Annotated in this window: 20 protein-coding genes; 7 read left to right on the top strand and 13 right to left on the bottom strand. The window is 44.6% G+C overall.

The window, feature by feature from the left end; all coding sequences use genetic code 11:
* Positions 1-31: 31 nt before the first annotated feature.
* Both AB6E85_RS04430 and AB6E85_RS04435 read right to left on the bottom strand, forming a co-directional pair.
* Positions 32-430: a hypothetical protein gene (locus AB6E85_RS04430; protein ID WP_017067715.1), complete on the bottom strand. Its 399-nt coding sequence runs from the start codon at positions 428-430 to the stop codon at positions 32-34.
* A gap of 96 nt (positions 431-526) precedes the next feature.
* Positions 527-2098, bottom strand: a complete 1572-nt coding sequence (locus AB6E85_RS04435; RefSeq protein ID WP_372141615.1) for an EAL domain-containing protein — start codon at positions 2096-2098, stop codon at positions 527-529.
* 345 nt (positions 2099-2443) lie between these two features.
* Between AB6E85_RS04435 and AB6E85_RS04440 the strand changes: the two genes are divergently transcribed.
* A complete protein-coding gene (locus AB6E85_RS04440; RefSeq protein WP_372141616.1) occupies positions 2444-2866 on the top strand; it encodes a lysozyme inhibitor LprI family protein in 423 nt (140 codons plus the stop codon).
* Between the two features lie 175 nt (positions 2867-3041).
* Positions 3042-3833: a carbon-nitrogen hydrolase family protein gene (locus AB6E85_RS04445; protein ID WP_372141617.1), complete on the top strand. Its 792-nt coding sequence runs from the start codon at positions 3042-3044 to the stop codon at positions 3831-3833.
* Between the two features lie 86 nt (positions 3834-3919).
* On the opposite strand, the gene AB6E85_RS04450 is transcribed toward AB6E85_RS04445, so the two are convergent.
* The 8 genes from AB6E85_RS04450 to AB6E85_RS04485 form a co-directional block, all read right to left on the bottom strand.
* Complete coding sequence (locus AB6E85_RS04450; protein ID WP_372141619.1) at positions 3920-6379, bottom strand: CHASE3 domain-containing protein; 2460 nt, start codon at positions 6377-6379, stop codon at positions 3920-3922.
* A gap of 221 nt (positions 6380-6600) precedes the next feature.
* Positions 6601-7602 (bottom strand): substrate-binding domain-containing protein, encoded by a 1002-nt coding sequence (locus tag AB6E85_RS04455; protein WP_048613455.1) that lies wholly within the window; start codon positions 7600-7602, stop codon positions 6601-6603.
* Between the two features lie 152 nt (positions 7603-7754).
* Positions 7755-8699, bottom strand: a complete 945-nt coding sequence (gene rbsK / locus AB6E85_RS04460; RefSeq protein WP_372141620.1) for a ribokinase — start codon at positions 8697-8699, stop codon at positions 7755-7757.
* A 228-nt stretch (positions 8700-8927) separates the two neighbouring features.
* Positions 8928-9806 carry a ribose ABC transporter substrate-binding protein RbsB gene (rbsB, locus tag AB6E85_RS04465; protein ID WP_017058470.1) on the bottom strand — a complete coding sequence of 293 codons (879 nt, stop codon included), beginning with the start codon at positions 9804-9806 and terminating at the stop codon, positions 8928-8930.
* 126 nt (positions 9807-9932) lie between these two features.
* Positions 9933-10919, bottom strand: coding sequence for a ribose ABC transporter permease (gene rbsC / locus AB6E85_RS04470; protein ID WP_017082395.1), 987 nt, complete (start codon positions 10917-10919; stop codon positions 9933-9935).
* On the bottom strand, positions 10916-12421 hold the full coding sequence (gene rbsA, locus AB6E85_RS04475) for a ribose ABC transporter ATP-binding protein RbsA (protein ID WP_009844906.1): 1506 nt from the start codon (positions 12419-12421) through the stop codon (positions 10916-10918). Before rbsA ends, rbsC begins: the two co-directional genes overlap by 4 nt.
* A gap of 99 nt (positions 12422-12520) precedes the next feature.
* Entirely contained in the window at positions 12521-12940 is a 420-nt protein-coding gene (rbsD, locus tag AB6E85_RS04480) for a D-ribose pyranase (protein ID WP_017060853.1), read from the bottom strand.
* Between the two features lie 199 nt (positions 12941-13139).
* Positions 13140-13454, bottom strand: a complete 315-nt coding sequence (locus AB6E85_RS04485) for a winged helix-turn-helix domain-containing protein (RefSeq protein WP_137000965.1) — start codon at positions 13452-13454, stop codon at positions 13140-13142.
* Positions 13455-13881: 427 nt separating this feature from the next.
* On the opposite strand from AB6E85_RS04485, the gene AB6E85_RS04490 reads away from it, so the two are divergent.
* Positions 13882-14478, top strand: a complete 597-nt coding sequence (locus AB6E85_RS04490; RefSeq protein ID WP_372141622.1) for a porin family protein — start codon at positions 13882-13884, stop codon at positions 14476-14478.
* 115 nt (positions 14479-14593) lie between these two features.
* Here AB6E85_RS04490 and AB6E85_RS04495 read toward each other — a convergent pair whose 3' ends face one another.
* Positions 14594-15637: an endonuclease/exonuclease/phosphatase family protein gene (locus AB6E85_RS04495; RefSeq protein ID WP_372141624.1), complete on the bottom strand. Its 1044-nt coding sequence runs from the start codon at positions 15635-15637 to the stop codon at positions 14594-14596.
* 337 nt (positions 15638-15974) lie between these two features.
* Between AB6E85_RS04495 and AB6E85_RS04500 the strand changes: the two genes are divergently transcribed.
* From AB6E85_RS04500 to yejF, 4 genes are read left to right on the top strand one after another with little or no spacing between them, the layout of a single operon-like run.
* Positions 15975-17870: an extracellular solute-binding protein gene (locus AB6E85_RS04500; protein WP_372141626.1), complete on the top strand. Its 1896-nt coding sequence runs from the start codon at positions 15975-15977 to the stop codon at positions 17868-17870.
* A 12-nt stretch (positions 17871-17882) separates the two neighbouring features.
* Positions 17883-18971 carry a microcin C ABC transporter permease YejB gene (locus AB6E85_RS04505; protein ID WP_004730359.1) on the top strand — a complete coding sequence of 363 codons (1089 nt, stop codon included), beginning with the start codon at positions 17883-17885 and terminating at the stop codon, positions 18969-18971.
* A 31-nt stretch (positions 18972-19002) separates the two neighbouring features.
* Positions 19003-20025, top strand: coding sequence for an ABC transporter permease (locus AB6E85_RS04510; RefSeq protein WP_048608646.1), 1023 nt, complete (start codon positions 19003-19005; stop codon positions 20023-20025).
* Between the two features lie 9 nt (positions 20026-20034).
* The gene (gene yejF / locus AB6E85_RS04515; protein ID WP_372141627.1) at positions 20035-21654 is read left to right on the top strand and encodes a microcin C ABC transporter ATP-binding protein YejF; all 1620 of its coding nucleotides are present in this window, start codon (positions 20035-20037) and stop codon (positions 21652-21654) included.
* Positions 21655-21750: 96 nt separating this feature from the next.
* On the opposite strand, the gene AB6E85_RS04520 is transcribed toward yejF, so the two are convergent.
* Complete coding sequence (locus tag AB6E85_RS04520; RefSeq protein WP_372141628.1) at positions 21751-22944, bottom strand: carbohydrate porin; 1194 nt, start codon at positions 22942-22944, stop codon at positions 21751-21753.
* Positions 22945-22975: 31 nt separating this feature from the next.
* Positions 22976-23515, bottom strand: coding sequence for a hypothetical protein (locus AB6E85_RS04525; RefSeq protein ID WP_372141630.1), 540 nt, complete (start codon positions 23513-23515; stop codon positions 22976-22978).
* Positions 23516-23959 lie beyond the last annotated feature (444 nt).

The raw sequence follows: 23959 nt of genomic DNA on the forward strand, positions 1-23959 counted from the left end.
AAACAGGGCGCCAATAACGGCGCCCTTTGTGTTAGTTGGAAACGCTATAAGTGTCGTAGTCACGAAGTAAGAAGATTGCGATACAGGCTGCGAGCATTGGCCAAGAAGCGAAGAACAGTAGGTTGTTGAACGGGTCCATGTATTTTCCAAAAGAGGAAAAGGTTGAGCCTGCATGAAGAACTAAAATGGCTCCGTAGGTGTACTTTTTCCACATGCCTACAACGAATGCGCCTAAAAATCCGAGCTGCGCGACACCCAGAGCCATCATCGCATTGTTCGAGATGTCGATGCCGTAAAAGCCAGACAGTACTTTTGTCGCGTGCTCAGGGACAAGAATCTTATCCAAGCCCCAGAACAAGAAGACGATAAAAATGCCGATTCTCAGCAGTAATAGGCTAGTCGCCAGTTTGGTTTGAAGTGTCTTTTCCATGATATCCCTTGTGATGCATTCAATGATGCGATGATTTAAATGTTCATCAAAGGAGACCCATAGCCTTCGCGTTTTCTTTCGCAGTTTTTCAGTGGCTTATGTAACAGGAAATGTCTGGTTGGTTTGTTCCTTAACGTTATCGGACTCAAAATGCTGCTGCCTGAGTAAGCTGATAGTCAGGTTTATCGGCATCGGCTTATAAAAATAGAAGCCTTGGATATAGTCGACACCGAGCTTTGATAAGACTTTCACTTGTGACTCATACTCGACACCTTCGACGATCACTTGCATCCCTAAGGTGCGTGATAGTTGAAGCATGGACTCTAGCAAAGGGAGGCCAAAGCTGGATTCGTCGGATATGTTTTTCACGAACACGCGATCGATCTTGAGAATGCTGAACGGGAACTGTCTTACGAAATCTAACCCTGCGTAGCCTGTACCAAAATCATCAATCGCAACTCTTACGCCCATGTTCGATAGCTTGGTTAGGTTGTCTCTAATTTTGACCATGTCGGCATCAGAACATTCACCATCTTCGGTTACTTCAAATACCACCTGCTTGAGGATCTCAGGGTGTCTTTTAAAGATGCTGATCACTTTGTTAGAGAAGTTACTGTTGGACACTACGTTGCGGCTGATGTTGACGCTGATGTACTTTGATTCGAACACGTCTTGATTGCTTTTCAACGTCATTAATACTTTGCGTAGCACGAAGTAGGTGAGCTCCTCAATCAAGCCTAAGCTTTCGGCAAGCGGAATGAAAATAGCAGGGGAGACGTTACCTTCAATTGGGTCGTTCCATCGTAATAACGACTCACAGCCGACGATCTCACTGGTGTTTTGGTTAACGATAGGCTGCATGTGAACATGAAGGTGCTGGTTTTTTAGCGCACTTGAAAGCGAATATTCTAAGCTGCGTTGGCTCTGCTTTTTATGCTTGATCGAAAGGAGAATTATGGTGGTAATTCCGGCCATCAAAAAGCCAAACCATAAATAGCTCAACATGAAGTGAAGATAAAACTGATACCCAATGTAAGAGGTGATGGTCAACGGGTAGCTGTTTGATTGTATCCGCACCTTGGCGATTGATGAGTCAATATCGGTAGGGTGGATATCTCTTTTGATCACCTCTACTTTGGCCTGTATTCCATGGTTGCTCAGGTTTGTTTCAACAAGGTCATAGATGAAGTGTGGCGGAATCATTAGGCTCACTCCGGCATCTTCTTTGTTCGAGAAAATGAGCATGATGGACTGAACTTGCGTGATGGCTGAGTTGGAATACGACAGGGTCGTTAAATTCGGGTCGTCGTTGAGTCGCTGCCTGATGGTGCTGTATAGGCGAAATGAAACGTCACCATCGGTGGTTGAACAGTAAAATCGGTTCTCTTTATTGAATACCGCTGCTTCTTTTACCCAATCGGCTTCAAAAACGTTTTGTCGAAGCTGTCTAACGATCGCGTCGCAAGACTGTTCAGGTCTAACTTCAGATAAAAAACGGTCGAACCTTGATTGGATCCCTTCTAACCTGGTTTCGACTAACCTTGATGTGTCTTCGGTTAATGTTTGGTAGTGATGCGGTGTAAAAGGAATGAGCATTGCCATGGAAAAAAAGAAAGAGATGGCAAAGTAAAATGAAGTCTTGGCAATGTTTTGGTACTTGATATCCATAGTTGGAGAAGCGTTACCGATTTATGTGAGCATTCGATTTAATTTATAAAGTTAACGATTATGTAGCAATATAAATAATTAATATTGTGAATGTAGGCACGAATTATTGATATAAATAATATGTTTTCCAGTTTTACCAGAAAAATCTTGATGTTATCTCGTTTATTTGAGTTATCGAGGCGTCATTTTTGATGATTCATGCGGATAACAAATGCTTATATCCTGATAAGTTTTGTTGTTATTTGGCCGAGCTGAATGAGTTGAATGAGCTGAATATTGAGCCATGTTTAAATAAATAAAGTCACGACTCGATTCGTTTTGGTGGTGACAGCATAAAGGATGATTATGACAAAACTGATATCAGCACTTATAGCGGTGTGCTTCTCATTCTCTGCGTTGGCCGACGAAGGTGTTGTTGATTGCGAGAATGCGATGAATACCATCGAGATCAATCAGTGTGCGGCAATTGAGTTGGAATCTGCACAATCGGAACTGGATAAATACCTTGCAGCCAGCTTTGAGCACAATGCTTATGATGCTGAGCTGGTGGCATCAATTAAGAAGGCTCAGGAGAGCTGGCAGGCGTACATGACAGCACATTGCGACTCTGTTTACACCCAATGGCGTGATGGTTCTATTCGAGGGGTTATGGCGCTTTCTTGCAAGACGACGTTAACCAAGCAGCGCACGCATGAGGTGTGGGAAAACTTCTTAACTTATATGGACAGCACGCCTCCGGTTTTACCAGAGCCTAAATTAGCGCCGTAGGCAGGTTTAAAATACGTACAGGACTGTGCACCTGCTTCAACCTTTTGCGTGCTAATAACAAAGCGATAGGGGATTGTCTTACTCTTTAGTTCTTAGTTCTTAGTTCTTAGTTCTTAGTTCTTAGTTCTTAGTTCTTAGTCTCTAGTTTGAAGTATTACCTAGCAAGGAATCGATTTTGAATAATGTCAGTATCACCCTTATTCAGCTTGAAGTTGAATACAAGAACAAACAAAAGAACATTGATTCGGTCTCTGATCTTTTGCAAGCGGAGTCGTCAGTCGGGGATATTACTTTACTGCCTGAACTGTTCACTACTGGGTATATTTTTAACGAGGCTGAAGAAATTCACGAATTGGCTGAAGACTTCACCGACAGCAGTACTATTGATTCATTAACTCAGATGGCAGCGAAGCATCACACCTTGATTGTTGCGGGTATTGCCGAGAAAGATAGCGGCCAATATTACAACAGTGTGGTGGTTGTGGATGCTTCCGGTTTACGACACAAATACAGAAAAATCAGTCAAACCAAATTCGATAAGCAGTATTTCTCGAGAGGGGAAGAGCGCCTCACGTTTGAGCACAAAGGCTTGAAGTTTGGTGTTGCGATTTGCTTTGATATTTGGTTCCCGGAGATCATGAGAGGGTATCAGTCGGTCGACGTTATTCTTCACCCTGCCAATTTCGGCGGGCAGCACAGTTTTGCTATTGCTCAAGCAAGGGCTTTAGAAGAGGGGTGTCATGTGGTGACGTGTAATCGGGTTGGACAGGATGTGGTTGATGCGTTTACCGCGACTTATTGTGGTGGAAGCCGAGTCTACTCACCCAAAGGGGAGTTAATGACTCAGCTCAACGAAAGGCAATCGGTAGAAACCGTAAGTATTCAAGATCTCTCGATTGCGCCGCAATACAATGGCGTTGATGTTGAAGATGAGATGCAGCAAATCACCGCTCTCTTAGACCGTTAAATCGCTAGAACAGAGACTAGCGTGGTATAAGATCGAAAAACGCAAGGTGATTAAGCCTTGCGTTTTAGTTTGGGAACCAAGCGTTCTTAAGCTTGATCGTTGATTTGATTCAGATGCTCGACTGAATGGGCGTTTTTCATCCGCTGAGCTTGATGGATATTGACCATAAGGCGATTGAGCAGTTTTTGCAGTCGTTCAATATCCGGCAATTGTTGATTTTTGGCTTCGACTTCTAGCTCCAATGCCTGCTTAGAAAGCATGTTAAGACCTAAGTTTAGTGACATGCCTTTAATGGAGTGCAGAGTACGACAAAGTGGCTCTAATTCTTTCGCTAAATAGTATTCGATGACACGGTCAACCGATTGTTCGAACTCAATAATGGTTGAGTCGATAAGTAAGCTGAACCCTTCCGTGTCGTCTTTCAGTATGTGTATCACTTCTGAATGGCTGATCTCTTCTTCCGTTAACCTTAACGTTTCAATAGGCTTACGATGAAGCTCGACAATATTTTCATTCTCACTCGAACCTTCGGCTGCGGTTTGTTTCGGTAATCGACTTGAGAACTGTTGTAGGGCGTCGAAGAAACTCTCTTGCTGCAGAGGCTTGGTCAGAATATGGTCGACACCCGCCTGAATAAAGTTGTCATGCGCCTCACGGAATACATCGGCCGTGTAAGCGAATATCAAGGTATCGAGTTTCAGTTTTTCGCGGATGTGATGCGTTGTTTCGACCCCGTTCATTTCAGGCATATGATTGTCCATCAAGATAAGGTCATATTGAGTGGTTTTGAGGCGTTCAATCGCCAATTTCCCATTCTCCGCATGCTCAACATGATGGCCGAGTTTTTCACAGAAGCCTTGTGCAACAATGGCATTAATACGGTTATCTTCCACCAACAGGATACTTAACGAGTTATAACTGAGAGTTTCTGCATCGACTGTATGGGTAGCGATGTCTTTAGCTTTGCTTTCTTGCCATGTGATAGGCAGAGAGACTTGGAATTTTGTGCCAAGCCCAACAGCACTGGTTAATGTGATTTCTCCATTCATGAGGTTGACTAGGTTCTTGACGATTGCGAGGCCAAGCCCTGTTCCGCCAAACTTCCTTGTTGTCGAAGTGTCGGCCTGTTCGAATGAATTGAATACCTGCTCGTGCTTATCTTTCGGGATACCAACCCCGGTGTCTGTCACGGTCAGAATCAACTGGTTGTTGGGGCGATTGAGGTCAGCTTGAATGGACACATGACCTTCTTTGGTGAATTTGGTCGCATTGCCGCCCAAGTTGAACATGATTTGACGTAGCCTTGCACAGTCTCCGACGAGTTGGATGTTTTTCGGTATGTTATTTTCGATCAACAGGCGAATGCCTTTTTCATCCGCTAAGGGTTTTAGTGCGCTGCATACAGGCTGCATGACTTGAACAAAATTAAAGGGTGCCACGTCTAGCTCAAGCTTGTTTTCTTCGACTTTTGAGAAGTCCAGAATGTCGTTGAGTATCGTCATCAAGTGGTGACCAGAATCGAGAATGATGTTGATGTTCTCTTTTGTTTCTGGTTCTTGGGTCTGGCTTGCAATGATTTGAGATATTCCAAGAACGCCGTTCATTGGCGTTCTGATCTCGTGGCTCATGGTAGACAGAAAATCGCCCTTAGCTTTTACTGCGGCTTCAGCTTTGGTTCGTTCGGCGATTAGCTCCTGAGTTTTAGCTCTCATTTCACTGTCATTACTGATCAAATTGGCTGTCATTTTTTGAAAGCTTTGTTTGAGATGCGCGATTTCGTCTTGGGTGTTTATATTCGAATTCAATTCCAGAGTTGCAGCACCTTGATCCAAATGGCCAGCGGCAACTTGGTTAGTGGCTTCAAGTAGGGTGTGTAATCTTCGATTAATACGTTTTGACGCCCACGCAGCAACAAGGAGTGATATGAACACGGAAAACAGTGTTCCGAGGATTAATATGTAGCTGGTTTGATTGGCTGAACTCTCCGATTTTTCGACCCTGGTAATAATAAGTTGTTGTTCAATTTCAATGAATTGAGCAATCTCTTGGCGGATCTCATCAATCAATTTTTTTCCGGTTTGCTGCTGAGTGAGGTCGATGACACTTTGTATTTCAGCTTCGCCTTTATTGACAAGGCTGCGTTGATGGATCTCTTTCTCTCCAGACTGTTTCAGCCATGTTTTATGGATATCATCGATTCTATATAGGCGTTCTACTTGAGGTGGGTTATCACTCACTTGATTCGCAAGGGTTTGGAGTTTTTGAGGCCATACATCAAGAGCTAAATGGTAGGGTTCTAAAAAAACAGGATCCCCCGTGATCAAGTAACCACGTTCAGCCGTTTCTATGTCGACTGTTAAGCTGAGAAGTTCTTGAGCCCGAGCGATGGCTTTATGTGTGTGTACAACCCAATTATTGTCTTTTACAACCGTTCGGGTGTTTTCATGGACAGAAAAAGCCACGATAAGCATCAAAGCGATAGGAATCAAAAAGCTGACTAATAGCTTTTTCTGTAGGGATATATTGTCAAACCAACCCGCGATCATAAAACAGCGCTCTCCATGTCGTTGTTATTCACTGTTAGTGTAGATGATAATCAGTCGTTAAGTGCGCAAATAGTTGCTGAGTGCGTAAATACATACTTTAGCGTGTAAGTTTCGCATATTAACGGCATTTTAGGGGCGATTAAGCGGCGTTATTATGTTTCAAAGACAAAAAAGCTAGCTCAATAAGCTAGCTTTCAACGGTGTGATGAGTGTGGCGAGTATTAAAGCGCTTTTACGCTGCTTCGTTCAACAAGAGTAGGTTCAAGTTCAACGACTTGCGGATAAGCATCTGGAGTTTGTAATCTGCTCAAAAGCGTATCCACTGCGGCTTTACCTAAACGATGTTTTGGCTGGTGGACAGTGCTTAACGCGGGTGTCATGTACTTCGACAGGTGGATGTCATCGTAGCCAATGATAGACAGATCATTCGGAATCGATGTGCCATCTTGCGCCGCAGCGTGAATCACGCCCATCGCCATCATATCGTTACTGACGAACAAGGCAGACGGCATTTCGCCACGAGTTTTCAATGTCTGATAAGAGTCAAAACCACCGTCACATTCAAAGTTGGATTCAACAATCCACTTAGGGTTGATCTCTAAATTGGCTTCTTCCATTGCTTGCTTGAAGCCTTGATAACGAGACGAAGCTTGATTGCGGTGCAGTGGGCCAGTGATACAACCAATTTGAGAATGACCGTTATCAATCAGGTGCTTAGTTGCCATGTAGCCACCTTGGTGCGAGTTGTCTTGGATCTTATCGCTCGCAAACAACATAGGGCCCCAATCCATTACCACAACAGGCAGTTCTGGGTAGCGCTCGAATACATCGATATGTTCACCTTCAAGGGTAGAACACATTAGCATCAAGCCATCGACACGCTTTTGCAGCAAGGTATCGATAGAGGATTTCATGCGTTCGCTATCGCCTTCGGTGTTACACAAGATAAGGTTGTAGCCTTTTTCGTAGCAACGACGTTCCACACCCTTTACCACTTCACCAAAGAAGGGGTTGGTGGATGTGGTCACTAGCATTCCCAAGGTTTTGGTTTGCTTCATTTTCAAGCTGCGAGCCAATGCAGAAGGCGCATAGTTGAGTTCTTTAGCCGCACTGTTAACACGCTCAGCAATCTCTTCACTGACAAAGCGTGATTTGTTGATCACGTGGCTCACGGTAGAAGTCGAAACCTTTGCGAGCCGTGCGATGTCTTTCATTGTTGCCATAAAAAATCCTTGTGGGAATAACCTTCCACGTTGGGCGATATTCTGCCTGAAAACAGGGGCTTATGCTTGTTATTTGTTGTTACCGAATTTGAAGGCTAACATCCATTGACCACGGTTTAGCTCAGGAGTTAAGCCTTAAAATAGGTATCAAGCTAAGCAGACAGTTGCTCTGCCAAAAACGCATCGGTTTCAGCACGGCTTGGAATAGAGGTTTGAGCACCAAAGCGAGTCACAGAGATAGCAGCAGCAGCGTGGGCAAATTTAATCGCACGCTCAAGTGGCATATCTTCAAGCAAGCCTGTCACCAACGCGCCGTTAAAGGTGTCACCTGCGGCAGTTGTATCTGTTGCTTCAACACGGAAACCTGCGATTAATTCACCTTCGCTGGCTTCATTGCCTTGACCGCGATGACTCACCCAAACGCCTTTCGCGCCAAGGGTGATCATTACTGTTTCGATGCCTTTAGCATGCAGAGCTAACGCAGCCTGATGAGCAGACGCGTTGTCCGTCACGGTAATGCCCGTTAGCACTTCTGCTTCGGTTTCGTTTGGTGTAATCACGTCAACACAAGCAAGCAGTGAATCCGATAATGGACGAGCAGGAGCCGGGTTTAGAATGACTTGCGTGCCACTCTCTTTTGCTACTTTCGCAGCGTATTCAATGCCTTCAATTGGCGTTTCAAGCTGAGTCAGCAGGTATTTAGCCCCGCGAATCTTTGCTAGGTGCGGTTCGATTTGATCGCAAGTCAGCTTGTCGTTGGCTTCCGCAGAAAGACAAATGCTGTTTTCACCGGTTGCTGATACTTGGATCATCGCGATACCAGTAGGCGTGTTGTCTGCAACGATCACACCGTCGATGTTGATACCATCTTTAGCAAAATCTTGACGAATGTTGACGCCAAATGGGTCGTCACCAACACAGGCGATGAAGCCAATGTCTGCGTTTAATCTTGCTGCCGCTACGGCTTGGTTTGCGCCTTTGCCGCCAGGAATGACCTGATAGTTACCGCCAATCAAGGTTTCACCCGGACGAGGGAACGAAGGAACTTGCAGTACGTGGTCAGCGTTAACGCTACCTAAAACAATCAGTTGAGTCATGATACGAGCCTTATGATATATCGTATTTGAAAATGCATGGGTCTTTCTCATTACGTTAATTCACATTACGTTGATTGTTCGCTTGTTAGCGGCTTATGAGAAACAGCGATGCACTGTCGGGTTTTTGCTTTTATGTTAAGTCAGTGAGTAAATGAGTAAATGAGCTAATGAGCTAAGCAAAGCAGGGGATAGGGGACCCCTGCTTTATATCGCGTTACTTAGTAACGATTACTTAGCGATGATTTTTAGAGGTACTGGTACGTACTCGTCTACTGTTTCGCCTTTCAGTACTTTGTCTGCCATTTCGATACCTAGAGAACCGATTAGGTCAGGCTGTTGTGCAACCGTTGCGCCAAGTAGGCCGCGGTTAACTGCTGCGATGCCGTCTTCTGTGCCATCAAAGCCAACGATCATTACTTCTTTACCTGAAGCTTGAACTGCGCGAAGTGCACCTAGAGCCATTTCATCATTCTGAGCGAATACTGCTTGTACGTCTGGGTTAGCAGCAAGCAAGTTTTCCATTACGTTCAGACCTTTAGTACGGTCGAAATCAGCAGGTTGGCTTGCAAGAAGCTCAAGGTCGCTGCCGTTTACTGCGTTCATGAAGCCTTCACCACGTTCACGAGCAGCAGAAGTACCAGCGATACCTTCAAGTTGGATTACTTTCGCTTTTTCGCCCACTTTTTCCATGATGAAGTGGCCTGCCATTTCGCCACCGATTACGTTATCAGAAGCGATGTGGCTCACTACGTCGCCACGGCTTGCGCCACGGTCTAGCGTTAGTACAGGGATGTCTGAGCGGTTAGCAATACGAATCGCGTTAGACACAGCGTCTGAATCCGTTGGGTTAATCAGGATTGCTTTAACACCACGAATGGTTAGATCTTCAATGTTCGAAAGCTCTTTGCTTGGGTCGTTTTGAGAATCAAGAACGATAAGCTTGTAGCCTAGCTCTTCCGCTTTCGCTTCTGCGCCATCTTTCATGGTTACGAAGAATGGGTTGTTCAATGTAGACAGAACGATTGCCATTGTATCTTGCGCCTGTGCAGACACAGATACCGTTGTAGAAAGAAGAGCAGCAGAAATAAGAGTCGCTAATTTTTTCATGGTGTAAGTCCTTTGTGTAGGGTGAGCTAGGAGGTGAGTCCTAGCTCGTAGTTACATTATTTATAGATTCTAATATTTTAAGGTAAAACAGGGTGTTACTTGTATTAACCTAGAGTGTGAATAGGTTTATTTGTTTTTGTTGTCGACCAATACCGCCAGAAGAATAACCACTGCTTTTGCAATCATCTGGTAGTAAGAAGATACGTCTAATAGGTTTAGGGCGTTGTTTAGGAAGCCGATAATCAGAGCACCAATCAATGTGCCCATGATGCGACCACGACCGCCGGCTAAGCTTGTTCCGCCTAGAACTACGGCTGCAATGGCGTCTAATTCATAACCCATACCTGCGGTAGGTTGAGCTGAGGACAAACGCGATGCCACGATGATGCCTGCAACCGCTGCTAACAGACCACAGATTGCGTAAACGCCGATTTTTACTTTGTCTACGTCGATGCCTGATAGACGAGTCGCTGATTCGTTGCCACCCAGAGCGTAAACGTAACGACCAAAGCGTGTGTGGTTCAGTAGGTACCATACCGCTGCGAATACCACGACCATGATCCATACTGGAACTGGGATGCCCATTGCGTAGCCTGTACCGAACCAAGCGAATGCGTCTGCTGTGTCTGTAAAGCCAGTCGAGATAGGACGACCGTCGGTGTAAACCATGGTCACGCCGCGAAGTAGTGTCATAGTCACAAGCGTTGCGATGAAGGCTTGAACCTTACCCTTGGCGATAATCACGCCACTGATAGCACCTAATGCTGCACCTGCTACAAGAGCGGTTGGCACTGCGATCATCACTGGGATTTCCATGCCAATCATGCTGGCTGCGAATGCACCACAAAGTGCCAGTACAGAGCCAACACTCAAGTCGATACCCGCGGTTAAGATAACTAGAGTCATACCTACAGCGATAATTGCGTTAACCGAGGTTTGGCGCAGAATGTTCAGGATGTTGTCGACAGTAAAGAAGTTCGGGTTTAAGAAAGAAACGACAACAATCAGGAAGATCAAAGCAATCAATGACTTTTGATCAATCAGCCACTCTTTGCTGATTAACGGTTTTTTCTTTGGAGCTTCAGTTGTTTTGCTCATGGTTTTAGTACTCATGCTGCGTCCTCGTTGATCTTTTTACCGACCGCACACGCCAGTAATAATTCTTGGTTTGCTTCTTTAGCATCAAATTCACCGCTTACACGGCCTTCATGCATCACCATGATGCGGTCACTCATTCCTAATACTTCTGGCATTTCAGATGAGACTAAGATGATGCTCATGCCGTCGGCTTTAAATTTATTAATGAGTTGGTAAATCTCTTTCTTAGCACCGACATCGACACCACGCGTTGGCTCGTCGAGAATCAGTACTTTTGGTTTGGTCATCAAGCCCTTAGCGATAGCCACTTTCTGTTGGTTACCACCAGAAAGGTTGCCAATAATCTGTTCGCGAGTCGGGGTTTTGATGTTGAATAGCTTGATGAAGTCATCAACCGCAATCACTTCGTCTTTGTGTTGGATTTGACCGCTCTTTGTCAGTAGGTCAAGTGAACATAGCGACATGTTCTCTTTAACAGAAAGCCCAAGCACTAAGCCATCGCCTTTACGGTCTTCAGAGATGTAAGCAATGCCATTGGCCAATCCGTCTTTCGGGCTTACAGGGTTGATGGTTTTGTTTTCTAGGTTGATGACGCCGCGTTCACTTGGAAGGGCACCGTAAATCACTTTCATCAGTTCAGTTCGGCCAGCACCCATTAGGCCAGATACACCCAGGATTTCACCGCGTTTTAGCGTAAAGCTCACATCGTGAACACCAGAACCCGTCAGGCCAATCACTTCAAGACAGGTTTCACCATGGCTTTGGCCGATACGTGGATATTGCTCGTCCAACTTACGGCCAACCATCATTTCGATTAGGCCATCTTCGTCGGTGTCTTTTACTTCACACTGACCAATGAACTTACCGTCACGAAGCACGGTGATGTCATCGCAAATCTCAAAGATCTCTTTCAAACGGTGAGAGATGTAAACAATGCCACAGCCTTCATCGCGCAGTTCGTTAATCACCTTAAACAGAGATTCAGTTTCGGTATCGGTTAGCGCATCGGTTGGTTCATCCATGATGATGACTTTAGATTCAAACGATAGTGCTTTCGCGATCTCTACCATTTGCTGCTCACCAAGGCTCAACTGGCCTAAAGGTGTTTTTGAGCTGTGTTTCACGTTAAGGCGTTTAAGTAACTTGTCTGCTTCTTGGTACATCTCGTTCCACAAGATGCGACCCATGGTGCCTGTGATTTCACGACCTAAGAAGATGTTCTCGGCAATGGTCAATTCAGGGATTAGATTCAGTTCTTGGTGAATGATGCTAATGCCTGCTTGTTGAGAATCACGTGGTCCTTTAAATGCAGCAGGTTTTCCCTGGTAGGCGATAGTGCCGCCGTCCAAGTGGTAGATACCCGTAAGCACTTTCATAAGCGTTGATTTACCCGCACCGTTTTCACCCATTAACGCCATTACGCGTCCTGGATAAACGTTGAGGCTTGCCTTATCCAGTGCTTTAACACCAGGGAAGGCTTTCTCAATTGAGCTAAGTTCTAAAATGGCTTGAGTCATGTCGGTTCCTTTACTCGGGGCCAGTTGTATTTGATTGTTCTGTCTATGTATTGTTTTGGTTCAGTGATGACACTGAGCTGTCGTTGCGTTTTGCTTGAGCTAAAAGGTTACGCCAGCTTGGAAAATAACATTTGCGTATGGTGTGCATTCACCTGTGCGAATCACTGCACGGCTTTCATGCGTTCGCTGCTTGAATTCTTCATGAGTGATGTAAGTAATAGAAAGCGATTTGCCACAACGTGCTTCTTCTGTCTTGATTAAATCAATCAGTGCTGCGTGGTGTTCTGGGCTTACTTTCGCAAATTCTTCTGCAATCACAACGCCTTCGATTTGAGATTCATCCAGCATGGTTTTTACCGTTTGCTGAAAGCTTGGGACACCGTGAGTCAAAGCAAGATCAATACGAGTTACGTGGTCTGGAATTGGTAAGCCTGCGTCACAAATCGTGATTTCATCTGTGTGGCCAAGAGTCGCCACTAGGTAAGAGAGTTCAGAGTTTATTAGAGTACTTTTTTTCATATCACGACCTATCGAAAAATAACGCTTGATGGGTTGAGAACAACTCAAGAAAAGCCATCGAAACGTTTCGATAGTGATAATAGTGTCTGATTTATCATTTGCACGTTTGATTGTTTTAGAGTGTGATAATGATCATCGAAACGTTTCGATGGGGCGTTTTTTGGTGATCTTAGTCACCGCCATTGATTGCATAAATCCTTTATGTAGGTTCAATCGATAGCGCATATCCAAACTTACTGATGGTAATGATCTGGACGTTGGGTGCTCTTAATCGCGCGAAGACATTGCGTAGGTTATAGACGACGTTAGCAAGAACATGCGGTGACGAGAGTTGTCCGCCCCAACACACATCAACAATATGCTCTCTTGAAATCGGTCTTCCCACATTTTCCAATAACAAGCAGAGCACTGCTAATAGGTGAGGGCGCAAAGTGATTTTATTTCCTTGCTGATTGGTAATCGTTCGAGCGTCGATATCAATGATTAAGCCGTTGAAGTCTATTGTGTGGTTCATCGTGTTTTCTGTTCGTCTTATTCTGAATTGTGGAGATTGAGCAAAACTGGCCTGCTGTTGGAGCGGGTAACTATTTAAGTGTGCTAATGGTCGAAGTGGGCGGATTATGCAAAATCACACCACGCTTGAAAGTAAGCCTGCGTAAGCTCATGAGAATAAAATCTAAAAATGGGATGGTTTGAAAAATAGAGGGAAGATTATTTAAATAAATGACAGGATTATATTTCTATTTTATTCAGTGGGTTATTGGATTTTTACTGGTTATGTTGGCTGAAGTTACAAAGTGATTATATTTTTATTTATTTTTTTGTTTTCTGTGAGATTAACCTGCTTGCCAATTCGACGGGATGTCGGATAACTCTAACAAGATTGTGCAGCACAGGAAGGCGTAACAATCTTGATTTGCACTAAGTAAGGTCAAGCAGTAATGAACAACAAATTTATTCTAAGCATCGCGATGATGTCAGCATTTGCAGCAAACAATGTAATGGCAGCAGACAGTGGTTTCTACCTAGGCGGCGCAATCGGTACATCTGGTATTGATGATGGCGGGCTTTATAAGGACTCTTTAATTCCAATTACTGTTGATGCAGAAGACGAGACATATAAGATAATTGCTGGATACCAATTTAATCGCATCGTCGCGCTAGAGGCGCAATATACGAATTATGGCGACGTTGTTGCAAAAAATGCATTAAACCGATCTACTTACACTTGGTCTCCAACTGCATTTTCGATCAGTGCTAATCTAGGTTACACGTTTGACAATGGAATTCGCCCTTTTGGCATCATCGGTTTGTCGACGATTGATTTAGACCAGTCGCTGCCGGTGCTTGATGACGATAGTGGTGAGGGTATTCGCTATGGTTTCGGAGTGGAGTACACACCTAAACAGGCTAAAAACGTCAGCTTTAGGTTAGGTTATGAAGCGGATGCATTTGTGATTGAGAGCGATTCAGCTTTTGAAAATGATAAAGATCTCGTGATCGATTCATTCTACCTAGGCGCAATGTATAACTTCTAAGTTTCACACTTTGCTAAACGGTAAATCGGTTTCTAAATGGGGCGTCGGTTGGCTCAACCCGTTTAGCTAAAGTGGAAGGCCGCAGTTTTTGACTGCGGCTTTTTTATGTTTAACTCTAGGCTTCACGAATATGAGCGGTGACGGCAACGATGGCATGGTCCGTGCTGAATTGGTCGTGTTCAAAGCTTGGATTTATGAGGTGATGGTCTAACACTGTGTAGCTAGAGATCTCCATCAAACTTGAAGAGTTCTGACAATCGAACTCGTTCGACATCAAAATGTAGTCTAAGACAGACCCAGAAGCGCCGTAGTAATGGGTTGGCTTACGCTGTTCAAGCAAGTCTTCTTCATGCAGTTGATGATAAAGATCCCAGCTGTCTTTCAATCGAAAGTGGGATAGCCAATGCTTGCTGTTTTCGTCTCGGTTGATTGAGTAACTCAACAGCCCTTTAAACTCGTCGTTGAATAGAGGCTTATTAAAGTCACCCATTAACACGACAGGTTGGTCGGTCTGGTAGCGTTGATGGGTGATGTATTGGTGAAGCATCTGAACTTCTAGACCGCGTTGGACACTCGATAACCAAGAGCCAAGCTGTTCTTGATGGAAGCGGGTGAGTGTGTCGCTTTGTGGTTTTTCGCTTTGCAGAGCGTTGTTCGCATCACCAGATTCTACCTTTGGTTCTGTCGGACGTTGTGATTTGAAGTGCACCACATAACAGTCGGTTGAACCTAAATGGGGTAACGTAATCGTCGCGTGAACAGGCGTTCTGTTGAATGAGAATTTGTCGTCAAGGTTGAATGCTGTCAGTAACTTCGAATCTGGCGTAACAGGCTGTACGTTTTCAATCGGGTAACGGGAAGCGATCCCAACGACAGGTGAGGTGTATAGGTAATCATCTTCAACGTGTGCGCTATCGACCACTGCAAAGTATGGATAACCTAGCTCGCGCATCAATTGCTCTAAAGATTGCGGGCTAAATATCTCTTGGAAGCCAATCACATCACAATCTAATGAGCGAATCGCTTCAGCCATCCAATGTTGCTTCTTCTGCCATTCTTTGAAGCTGTAGATGTTCTCAAAATCATAATAAGCATTCGGTGGCTCGAGATAGTTCAGAAGGTTGAACGTTGCGAATGTTATTTGGTTTGGTTTGTTCAAAGTGTCATTCCATTTAGACCTAGGCTGCAAGGATACTCCACTAAAAGTATAGTTTGTTGATTATTTAGAGCCTAAATTTCACTTTAGAAGCCAACCAAAGGAATCTAAGCCGTGGAGGCTTGTGCCATTCAGGCTAGAGCAATCAAAGCTCACTGCATCCAATAACTTCGAGCGGTGACGAGTTAATTGTAAATAAACCGTCAGAGATAGAGTGCTGATGGTTTTATTAGTTATTACATGATGTTAGATTTGAACCTATACTTGATTTAACGGCATGCATTCAAAGCCGATAAATCAACTTGAATATAGAATTCATGACATTTGAAGGGAGAGTCAAATGGGAACAGTTTTTCGACGCAAAGCCTCGCAACGCACTCAGTTTTTCAGGTTTAAATTGAAGTCATGTGCAATCATGTTGCCGCTTATTGCTTTACAACCCTCCGTTACTTACGCTTCTGAAACCCAATCAACTCCTGCTGTCACCATTATTGAAACCACACAACTGGTTGGTTTTGGTGAAGCAAAATATCCAGCCGATTTTACTCACTTCGATTACGTTAACCCTGATGCGCCAAAGCAGGGCAAAGTGACCTATGGGAGCATAGGTACGTACGATAGCTTTAATCGATTCGGTTCTCGCGGCGTTGCTGCAAGTTATACTGGAGAGATTTACGATACCTTGATGTTCTCTCCGAGCGACGAGATTGATGCATATTATCCATTGATTGCTTCAAAGGTTCGCTATGCCAGTGATTTCACTTGGATGGAAATCGACATCAACCCAAATGCTAAATTCCAAGATGGCGAGCCTATCACTGCGCATGATGTTGCCTTTACTTTTGACAAGTTCTCAACCGAGGGCGTGCCTCAGTATCGTGTGTATTACAAAGAGATTAAGTCAGTAAAAGCGGTCTCTGATTTGGTTGTTCGTATTGAAATGAACAGTCCAAACCGCGAAAAACTGTTCAGTTTTGCGCAAAGCACTCGTGTATTGCCGAAACATTTTTGGAAAGACAGAAAGCTGTCTGAGCCTCTAAGTGAGCCACCGGTCGGTAGTGGTCCTTATAAGATCATCAGCTACAAATCAGGCCAAAGTGTTACCTACGGCCTAGATGAAAACTATTGGGCAGCAGACTTACCAGTTAACGTTGGCCGTAATAACTTCAAGCAGGTGCAATACGATTACTACCGTGACGACACGGTAATGCTGGAAGCCTTTAAAGCAGGGGAGTTCGATCTTCGAACCGAGAACTCGGCGAAGTTCTGGGCCAACTCCTACACAGGCGCGAACTTCGATAAAGGCTACATCATTAAAGAAGAGATAAACCATGAGAAGCCTGAAACGACTCAAGGTTTTGTCTTCAACATTCAATCTCCAGTGTTCTCTGATCCTAAAGTTCGTGAAGCGTTAACCTACGCGATGGACTTTGAGTGGATGAACAAGAACATGTTCTATGGTCAGTACAAACGTACTCGCAGCTACTTCCAAAATACTGACTATGAAGCGAAAGGCTTACCAAGCGAAGCTGAAGTCGAGTTGTTGTCTCAATACAAAGATCAAATTCCACCGCGAGTTTTCACCGAAGAATTCCAACCACCCGTCACCGATGGCAGCGGCCGTATTCGTAGCCAAATGCGCACGGCTTTCAAATTATTGAAAGAAGCGGGTTGGGTGCTGAAAGACAAAGTAATGACCAACGAAAAGACGGGCAAGCCGATGTCATTTGAGTTGCTGATTTATAGCCCAACGACGGAACGTATCGCAACGCCGGTTCAAAAGAACCTTAAGCGCATGGGTATTGAGATGAAGATACGTACCATTGATACGACTCAGTACATCAAGCGCTTACGTGATCGTGATTTCGACATGGTTTCGTCGTCATTTTCCGCAAACCCTTATCCTAGCCCGAACTTAATGATCGTTTGGAACTCTAACTACATTGATTCTACTTACAATACTGCAGGTGTTATCGATCCAGTGGTTGACGCGTTAACAGAAGAAATTGCGCGTAACCAACAGCATCCTGAAAAGCTTCTTACATTAGGTCGTTCACTTGACCGAGTATTGCAGTGGAATTTCTACAACATCCCGCAATGGCACGTTGGTGAATATCGTGTAGCAATGTGGGACAAGTTTGAGCGTCCAGATGTATTGCCTAAATACGATTTAGGTATCGATACATGGTGGATTTCAGAAGAGAAGGCGGCATTGCTTCCTGAAAAACGTCGCTAGGAGTTAGTTAGCATGGCCGCGTATATATTTCGACGTTTATTGTTGGTGATCCCCACGCTGTGGGCGATCATCACCATCAACTTTTTCATCATCCAGATTGCGCCGGGAGGTCCGGTAGAACAAGCGGTTGCTCAATTAGAAGGGCACAACTCTGGCATCATGGAGCGCTTTTCTGGTGGTGGGCAAGAAGTTGATTTAAGCGAAAGTGATCAAGCGTCTGCGAGTGGTTATAAAGGCTCACGCGGGCTTGATCCTGAAGTGGTTGAAGAGATCAAAAAGCAGTTTGGTTTTGATAAGCCGATTCACGTTCGCTACTTCGACATGTTGAAAAATTACGCGACCTTTAACTTTGGTGAAAGCCTGTTTAAGGGCGGTAACGTTATTGATTTGATCATCGAGAGACTGCCTGTTTCCATTTCCTTAGGGTTATGGAGTACCTTAATCATCTACGTGATCTCGATACCTTTAGGCATCATGAAAGCCATTCATCATGGATCTCGGTTTGATATTTGGTCGAGTGCGGTGGTGATTGTCGGTTATGCGGTCCCTGGCTTCTTGTTTGCTATCATTCTGATTATCTTATTTGCCAGCGGTAACTACTTCAGTTGGTTCCCATTGCGTGGACTCGTGTCGAGTAACTTCGATCAGCTTAACTGGTATCAGCAAATCGGTGATTACTTCTGGCATTTGGCTTTGCCTATTTTTGCGATGGTCATCGGTGGTTTCGCAACACTCAGCATGCTGACCAAAAACTCCTTCCTTGATGAAATCAATAAGCAATATGTGGTGACCGCGCGAGCAAAAGGTTTGGACGAGAGCAGCATTCTCTACAAGCATGTTTTCCGTAACGCGATGTTGATCATTATTGCCGGTTTCCCGAGTGCATTTATTAGTATTTTCTTCACAGGTTCTATGTTGATTGAAGTGATGTTTTCACTCGAAGGCATCGGTCTGCTTGGCTTTGAGTCGACCATTCAGCGAGATTACCCAGTGGTGTTCAGCTCTCTCTATATCATGACCTTGCTTGGCTTGGTGCTGAGCATTATCTCCGACCTGACGTATACCTGGGTTGATCCTCGAATTGATTTTGAAGCGCGTTAATGGCGAATGAATAAAAAGGTATTGATAATAAATGTTTAACAACCCTTTAGCTGAAGCTCGTTGGTTACGTTTTAAAGCAAACAAGCGTGGTTTTATCTCCCTTTGGATATTTACCATTCTGTTTGGACTGAGCCTGTTCGCTGAGATCATTGCCAACGATAAGCCACTTTTAGTTTCTTATGATAATCAGTGGTTTGTGCCTGTCATTAATGAGTATGCAGAGACCGAATTTGGCGGCGAGTTTGAAACCGAAGCGGATTACAAAGACCCTTATGTTATCGAACTCATTGAAGACAGCGGTTACATCGTGTGGCCCATCATTCCGTTTAGCTACGACACGATAAACTTCGATATTTCAGGCGCGGTGCCGTCGGAGCCTGATTCAGTGAACTGGCTAGGAACCGATGATAAAGGGCGAGATGTATTAGCTCGCATTATTTATGGGTTCCGTATCTCCGTTCTGTTTGGTTTCATTCTGACGATTGTATCGAGCGTGATTGGTGTGGTTGTTGGGGCGACACAAGGTTACTACGGTGGTTGGGTGGATCTGTTTGGGCAGCGCTTCATTGAAGTTTGGTCTGGCATGCCGACCCTATTCTTGCTGATTATTTTGTCGAGTTTTATCGAGCCAAACTTCTGGTGGCTGCTCGGAATAATGGTGCTGTTCAGTTGGATGAGTTTAGTTGGTATCGTTCGAGCCGAGTTCTTACGCTGTCGAAACTTTGATTATGTACGTGCCGCGCAAGCGATGGGTGTTGACGACAAACGCATTATGCTTCGTCACATGCTACCCAACGCGATGGTGGCTTCGTTAACCATGATGCCGTTTATCCTTTCAGGCTCGGTCACTACGTTAACCTCATTGGATTTCTTAGGCTTTGGTCTTCCTGCGGGTTCGCCTTCGTTAGGTGAGCTGTTGGCGCAAGGTAAAGCTAACTTGCAAGCGCCTTGGCTTGGCATTTCTGCCTTCGTCGTGCTTTCACTGATGCTTACGTTACTGGTCTTCGTTGGTGAGGCGGTGCGTGATGCTTTCGACCCACATCAACAGAAGTAAGGATAGGTTATGACTTCAAATACAACGCCTGCTTCTCCAGTTTTGACCATAGACAAATTGTCGGTCGGTTTCGGGCGAAAAGATTCGATAGAACAAGTGACTCATGATGTCTCGTTGGAGATATACAAAGGTGAGACACTGGCGCTGGTGGGGGAGAGTGGCTCAGGTAAATCGGTTACCGCCAATTCAGTATTGAAATTGCTGCCTAAAGGCTCGTCGCACTACTTAAACGGCAAGATTAACTTCTCTGGTACCGACATTCTGAGTTGTTCTGAAAGACAACTGCGCGGGATTCGTGGTGGTCGTATTGGCATGATCTTCCAAGAACCTATGGTATCGTTGAACCCGCTTCATCGCGTAGGTAAACAGCTTGTTGAAACCCTCGCGATTCACCGTGGTATGCGAACCAACAAAGCGCAAGCCTTGGCGATAGAATGGCTTTCTAAAGTAGGTATCCGCTACCCAGAGCAAAAAATTTCAGCCTATCCGCACGAGCTATCTGGTGGAGAACGCCAACGCGTGATGATCGCAATGGCACTCATCAATGAACCAGAGTTACTGATCGCTGATGAGCCGACAACCGCATTGGATGTATCGGTGCAAGCGCAGATTTTGGATTTGTTGAAAGACCTGCAACAAGAGCTCGGTATGGCGATGCTTTTTATCACTCATGACTTAAGCATCGTTCGTAAGATTGCCGATAGAGTAGCGGTAATGAAAGATGGTCGCTTGGTTGAAAGCAATGACTGCAAAACACTCTTTAATGCGCCAGCTCATCCTTACACACAAAAGCTGATCAACTCTGATCCGAAAGGCTTGCCCGTTCCTGTGTCACCCGAAAGCAAACCGCTACTCGATGTAAATCAACTTCGTGTTTGGTTCCCGATCACGGGCGGTTTATTCAAGCGAACCATTTCTCATGTCAAAGCCGTAACCGACATGGAGTTCACTTTGAAGAAAGGGCACTCAATCGGTTTAGTTGGCGAAAGTGGTTCTGGTAAATCAACAACCGGTATGGCGATACTTAAGCTGGTGGATAGCGAAGGGTCAATTACCTATTCGAATGAACAGCTTCAAGGTTTAGATCGAAAACAGATGCTTCCGTTTAGAAGCCGTATGCAAGTGGTCTTTCAAGACCCGTTTTCTGCGCTAAACCCGAGAATGTCGGTCGCTCAAGTGATTGGTGAAGGCTTGTTAGTCCACCAACAATTGGATGAGCACGAGCTCGACCAACGCATCTGTGATGTAATGAAAGAGGTAGACCTCGATCCTGAAACGCGTCACCGTTACCCGAATGAGTTTTCTGGCGGACAAAGGCAGCGTATTGCGATTGCTCGTGCTCTGATCCTTAAGCCTGAGTTTATCTTGCTAGACGAACCAACATCTTCACTCGACAGAACCGTTCAAGCTCAAGTACTGGATTTGCTGAAGTCACTTCAAGAAAAGTATGGCCTGACCTATTTGTTTATCAGTCATGATCTGAATGTCGTGAAATCCTTGTGCCATTACACCATCGTCATGAAAGCTGGCGAGGTAATAGAGAAGGGTGACACTGAGAGTTTGTTTGGTAATCCACAGCATGACTACACTAAACAATTGGTGTCTTTATCTGAGGTTGGAACGCCTTAATCGATGAATTTCGCTTCAATGTGAAAATCCAAAAAAGAGCCTGATCACTGATGATCAGGCTCTTTTTATTTAGAGCGTATTAGTATTTGCGTGGTACTAGAAAACGATATTCGTTCTTAGACCAAACAGCGCGACTTTGCTTTGAGTGCTGACTGCGGGTGTGACGTATTGCGCATCCGCGGTAAAGGTTAACCATGGCGTCGCTTGGAACGCGTAGTAGATCTCAAAACCTTGCTCGTCTTTTAATTCAGCTCCGAGTGGCAAATCGCTAATGCTGTTTTGTAACGCATTAGACAAGTTGTAGTAATAGTAGCCCGCGCCCCATTGATCTTGAGATCTGTCGAAGAAGAAAGCGTTGCCTCCAAGGCCGCCAACAAACGTTCCATCTATGATATTTGGATTACCGTCTGCCGCTGCTGCTCTTAGATAGACTGCGATAGTATCGTCATTGTTCTCGTAGATATTGTGTGTCGCTTGAGCTCGAATGTTGTACTTATATTTTGCAGTTTCACCCAAAGACGAGTAATCCACCCCTTCTTCAGTGCTGTATGTACCAGACATACCAAACGTAGAACTTCTATCGAACAGTTTGAATGAGTGAGTTGCACCTAATGAGAAGTTCACGCCATCATCAAACCAATCATTGAATCCTAAGTTGTCAGCATATCGATCTCTTGGATCATAAATCATCGCCGTGATTCGTGTATCGCCGATGGTGTGGTTCAGGATGCCACCAATAAACGATGGGGGAGTCACACCACTTGGTGGAGCAGAAAAAGCAATGTTCATGAATCCATGACGAGTTGCACCACCGTAGAATGGCGCATTTCGTAGTAGCTCAAACGCGTCGATCTTGCCAAAAAGTAGGTTGGTGTTGTCATCAAACTTGTGTGTGTAATACAAGGATGAGAAGAAAGGGCTAGTGCTGTCTGCGTAATGGGCTGAATTCGGTACTGACAAACTGGAGAAGCCAAAGTCGTTGGCATCACCGTTTAGATAGATCAACTGGGTGCGAAAGGTGCCGTTTTTCCATAGGTCAGCATTTTCAGTATCAAGCCCAGCTAATAAATCAAAACGGTGCGTGAATTCATTTGAATTTGATGGTGAGCCAGAAACTGCCGATTGGTAAACGTTGGTGTATTCAGCATCGAGCGAGAGTCCGCTGTCTTTAATGCGACTGCGTTCACCTCCCCAATCACCGGTTAATGTATCAGAGTATGGTTGGCTTGCATTAGCTAAAGACGATAAAAAAAGTGGAGCTAAACAAAAGGGTAATGATAAAAATTTCATAATTAAATCTTATTGTTAGAACATAATCTGGCTAAGCGCATTGAGATAGATAAGCAGGACGGTTCAGCATGTTGGCCGCTCGTGAATGGCGTTGATGTTTAAACAGTGCACTCAAAGCATCAAACGCTTCGGAAATGGATAGGTAACCTTGCTGGTAAGCGAAAGACACCGAACTTGCTTTACCGTCGTTGAGGTCGTGTCTTGAGATCGCAATGCCATGGTTTTGCGCGAGTAAGAACAATGCATCAGCGTTAAGAGGCTGAGAGTCCGCGTTCTGCTGGTGGCGCAACTTGTTGACGAGTGAGTGAATACGCTCGATACATTGGTTAAGTCGGTGATAGCGAGAGGTGTTGACCGTTGTCGCAATATGCTGGCAAACCTTTACCAATGCCTCCATTTGATCTGTTTTCGCTGAAGACGAAACCATCTTTTCAATAACTGCATTTAGCTCGGCAAGATATTGCGTTCTAAGCTGGGGTAATACCGTCACTTCATCATCCTTAATGTATCCGCGTAGCTCCTTGCCAAGTGACTCTAGATAACCCATATCTAATTCCCAAATGGTAGACATAGTATTGACCTGAGTTGTAATTGACTGGGTCATGTTATCGATTTTGGTGATGATAAAACTAATTTTGAAGTTTTTATGTTTTAATTAAGTTGTTGTATTTAATGGTTTTTCATTGTGTTTCATCTGCTTGATAGACGTTTCAATACCGGTGTCATTAAAGGAGAACAAAAGAGAATATTGGTGGATGGAGAATGGTGCAGTTACGGTGGAAAATAGCGTAATTAAATCAGATTTTTGTGGCTCTCATGAGGCAAGATGAGATGACACGCAAAGAGGTTAGCCAGTTAAAATGAGGAGGTGTGTACTCGACCGGACATAGAGGGAAGGTGACTAATGATCTACGTATCTTGCGAATTATCTGTGATGCAAAAGTCTTTGGTTCTGCGAGGATTTAATAAGGTGTTACTGTTGATGAGGAGTTGCGGGCGCTTTATTTTTTCCTGC

Source organism: Vibrio sp. 10N.247.311.51 (assembly GCF_041467855.1).
Classification (GTDB): Bacteria; Pseudomonadota; Gammaproteobacteria; order Enterobacterales; family Vibrionaceae; genus Vibrio; species Vibrio coralliirubri.

Coding starts and splice junctions, on each gene's coding strand:
- AB6E85_RS04430 (WP_017067715.1), bottom strand. CDS start 430: ATGGAAAAGACACTTCAAACCAAACTGGCGACTAGCCTATTACTGCTG.
- AB6E85_RS04435 (WP_372141615.1), bottom strand. CDS start 2,098: ATGGATATCAAGTACCAAAACATTGCCAAGACTTCATTTTACTTTGCC.
- AB6E85_RS04440 (WP_372141616.1), top strand. CDS start 2,444: ATGACAAAACTGATATCAGCACTTATAGCGGTGTGCTTCTCATTCTCT.
- AB6E85_RS04450 (WP_372141619.1), bottom strand. CDS start 6,379: ATGATCGCGGGTTGGTTTGACAATATATCCCTACAGAAAAAGCTATTA.
- AB6E85_RS04455 (WP_048613455.1), bottom strand. CDS start 7,602: ATGGCAACAATGAAAGACATCGCACGGCTCGCAAAGGTTTCGACTTCT.
- rbsK (WP_372141620.1), bottom strand. CDS start 8,699: ATGACTCAACTGATTGTTTTAGGTAGCGTTAACGCTGACCACGTACTG.
- rbsB (WP_017058470.1), bottom strand. CDS start 9,806: ATGAAAAAATTAGCGACTCTTATTTCTGCTGCTCTTCTTTCTACAACG.
- rbsC (WP_017082395.1), bottom strand. CDS start 10,919: ATGAGTACTAAAACCATGAGCAAAACAACTGAAGCTCCAAAGAAAAAA.
- rbsA (WP_009844906.1), bottom strand. CDS start 12,421: ATGACTCAAGCCATTTTAGAACTTAGCTCAATTGAGAAAGCCTTCCCT.
- rbsD (WP_017060853.1), bottom strand. CDS start 12,940: ATGAAAAAAAGTACTCTAATAAACTCTGAACTCTCTTACCTAGTGGCG.
- AB6E85_RS04485 (WP_137000965.1), bottom strand. CDS start 13,454: ATGAACCACACAATAGACTTCAACGGCTTAATCATTGATATCGACGCT.
- AB6E85_RS04490 (WP_372141622.1), top strand. CDS start 13,882: ATGAACAACAAATTTATTCTAAGCATCGCGATGATGTCAGCATTTGCA.
- AB6E85_RS04500 (WP_372141626.1), top strand. CDS start 15,975: ATGGGAACAGTTTTTCGACGCAAAGCCTCGCAACGCACTCAGTTTTTC.
- AB6E85_RS04505 (WP_004730359.1), top strand. CDS start 17,883: ATGGCCGCGTATATATTTCGACGTTTATTGTTGGTGATCCCCACGCTG.
- AB6E85_RS04510 (WP_048608646.1), top strand. CDS start 19,003: ATGTTTAACAACCCTTTAGCTGAAGCTCGTTGGTTACGTTTTAAAGCA.
- yejF (WP_372141627.1), top strand. CDS start 20,035: ATGACTTCAAATACAACGCCTGCTTCTCCAGTTTTGACCATAGACAAA.
- AB6E85_RS04520 (WP_372141628.1), bottom strand. CDS start 22,944: ATGAAATTTTTATCATTACCCTTTTGTTTAGCTCCACTTTTTTTATCG.
- AB6E85_RS04525 (WP_372141630.1), bottom strand. CDS start 23,515: ATGTCTACCATTTGGGAATTAGATATGGGTTATCTAGAGTCACTTGGC.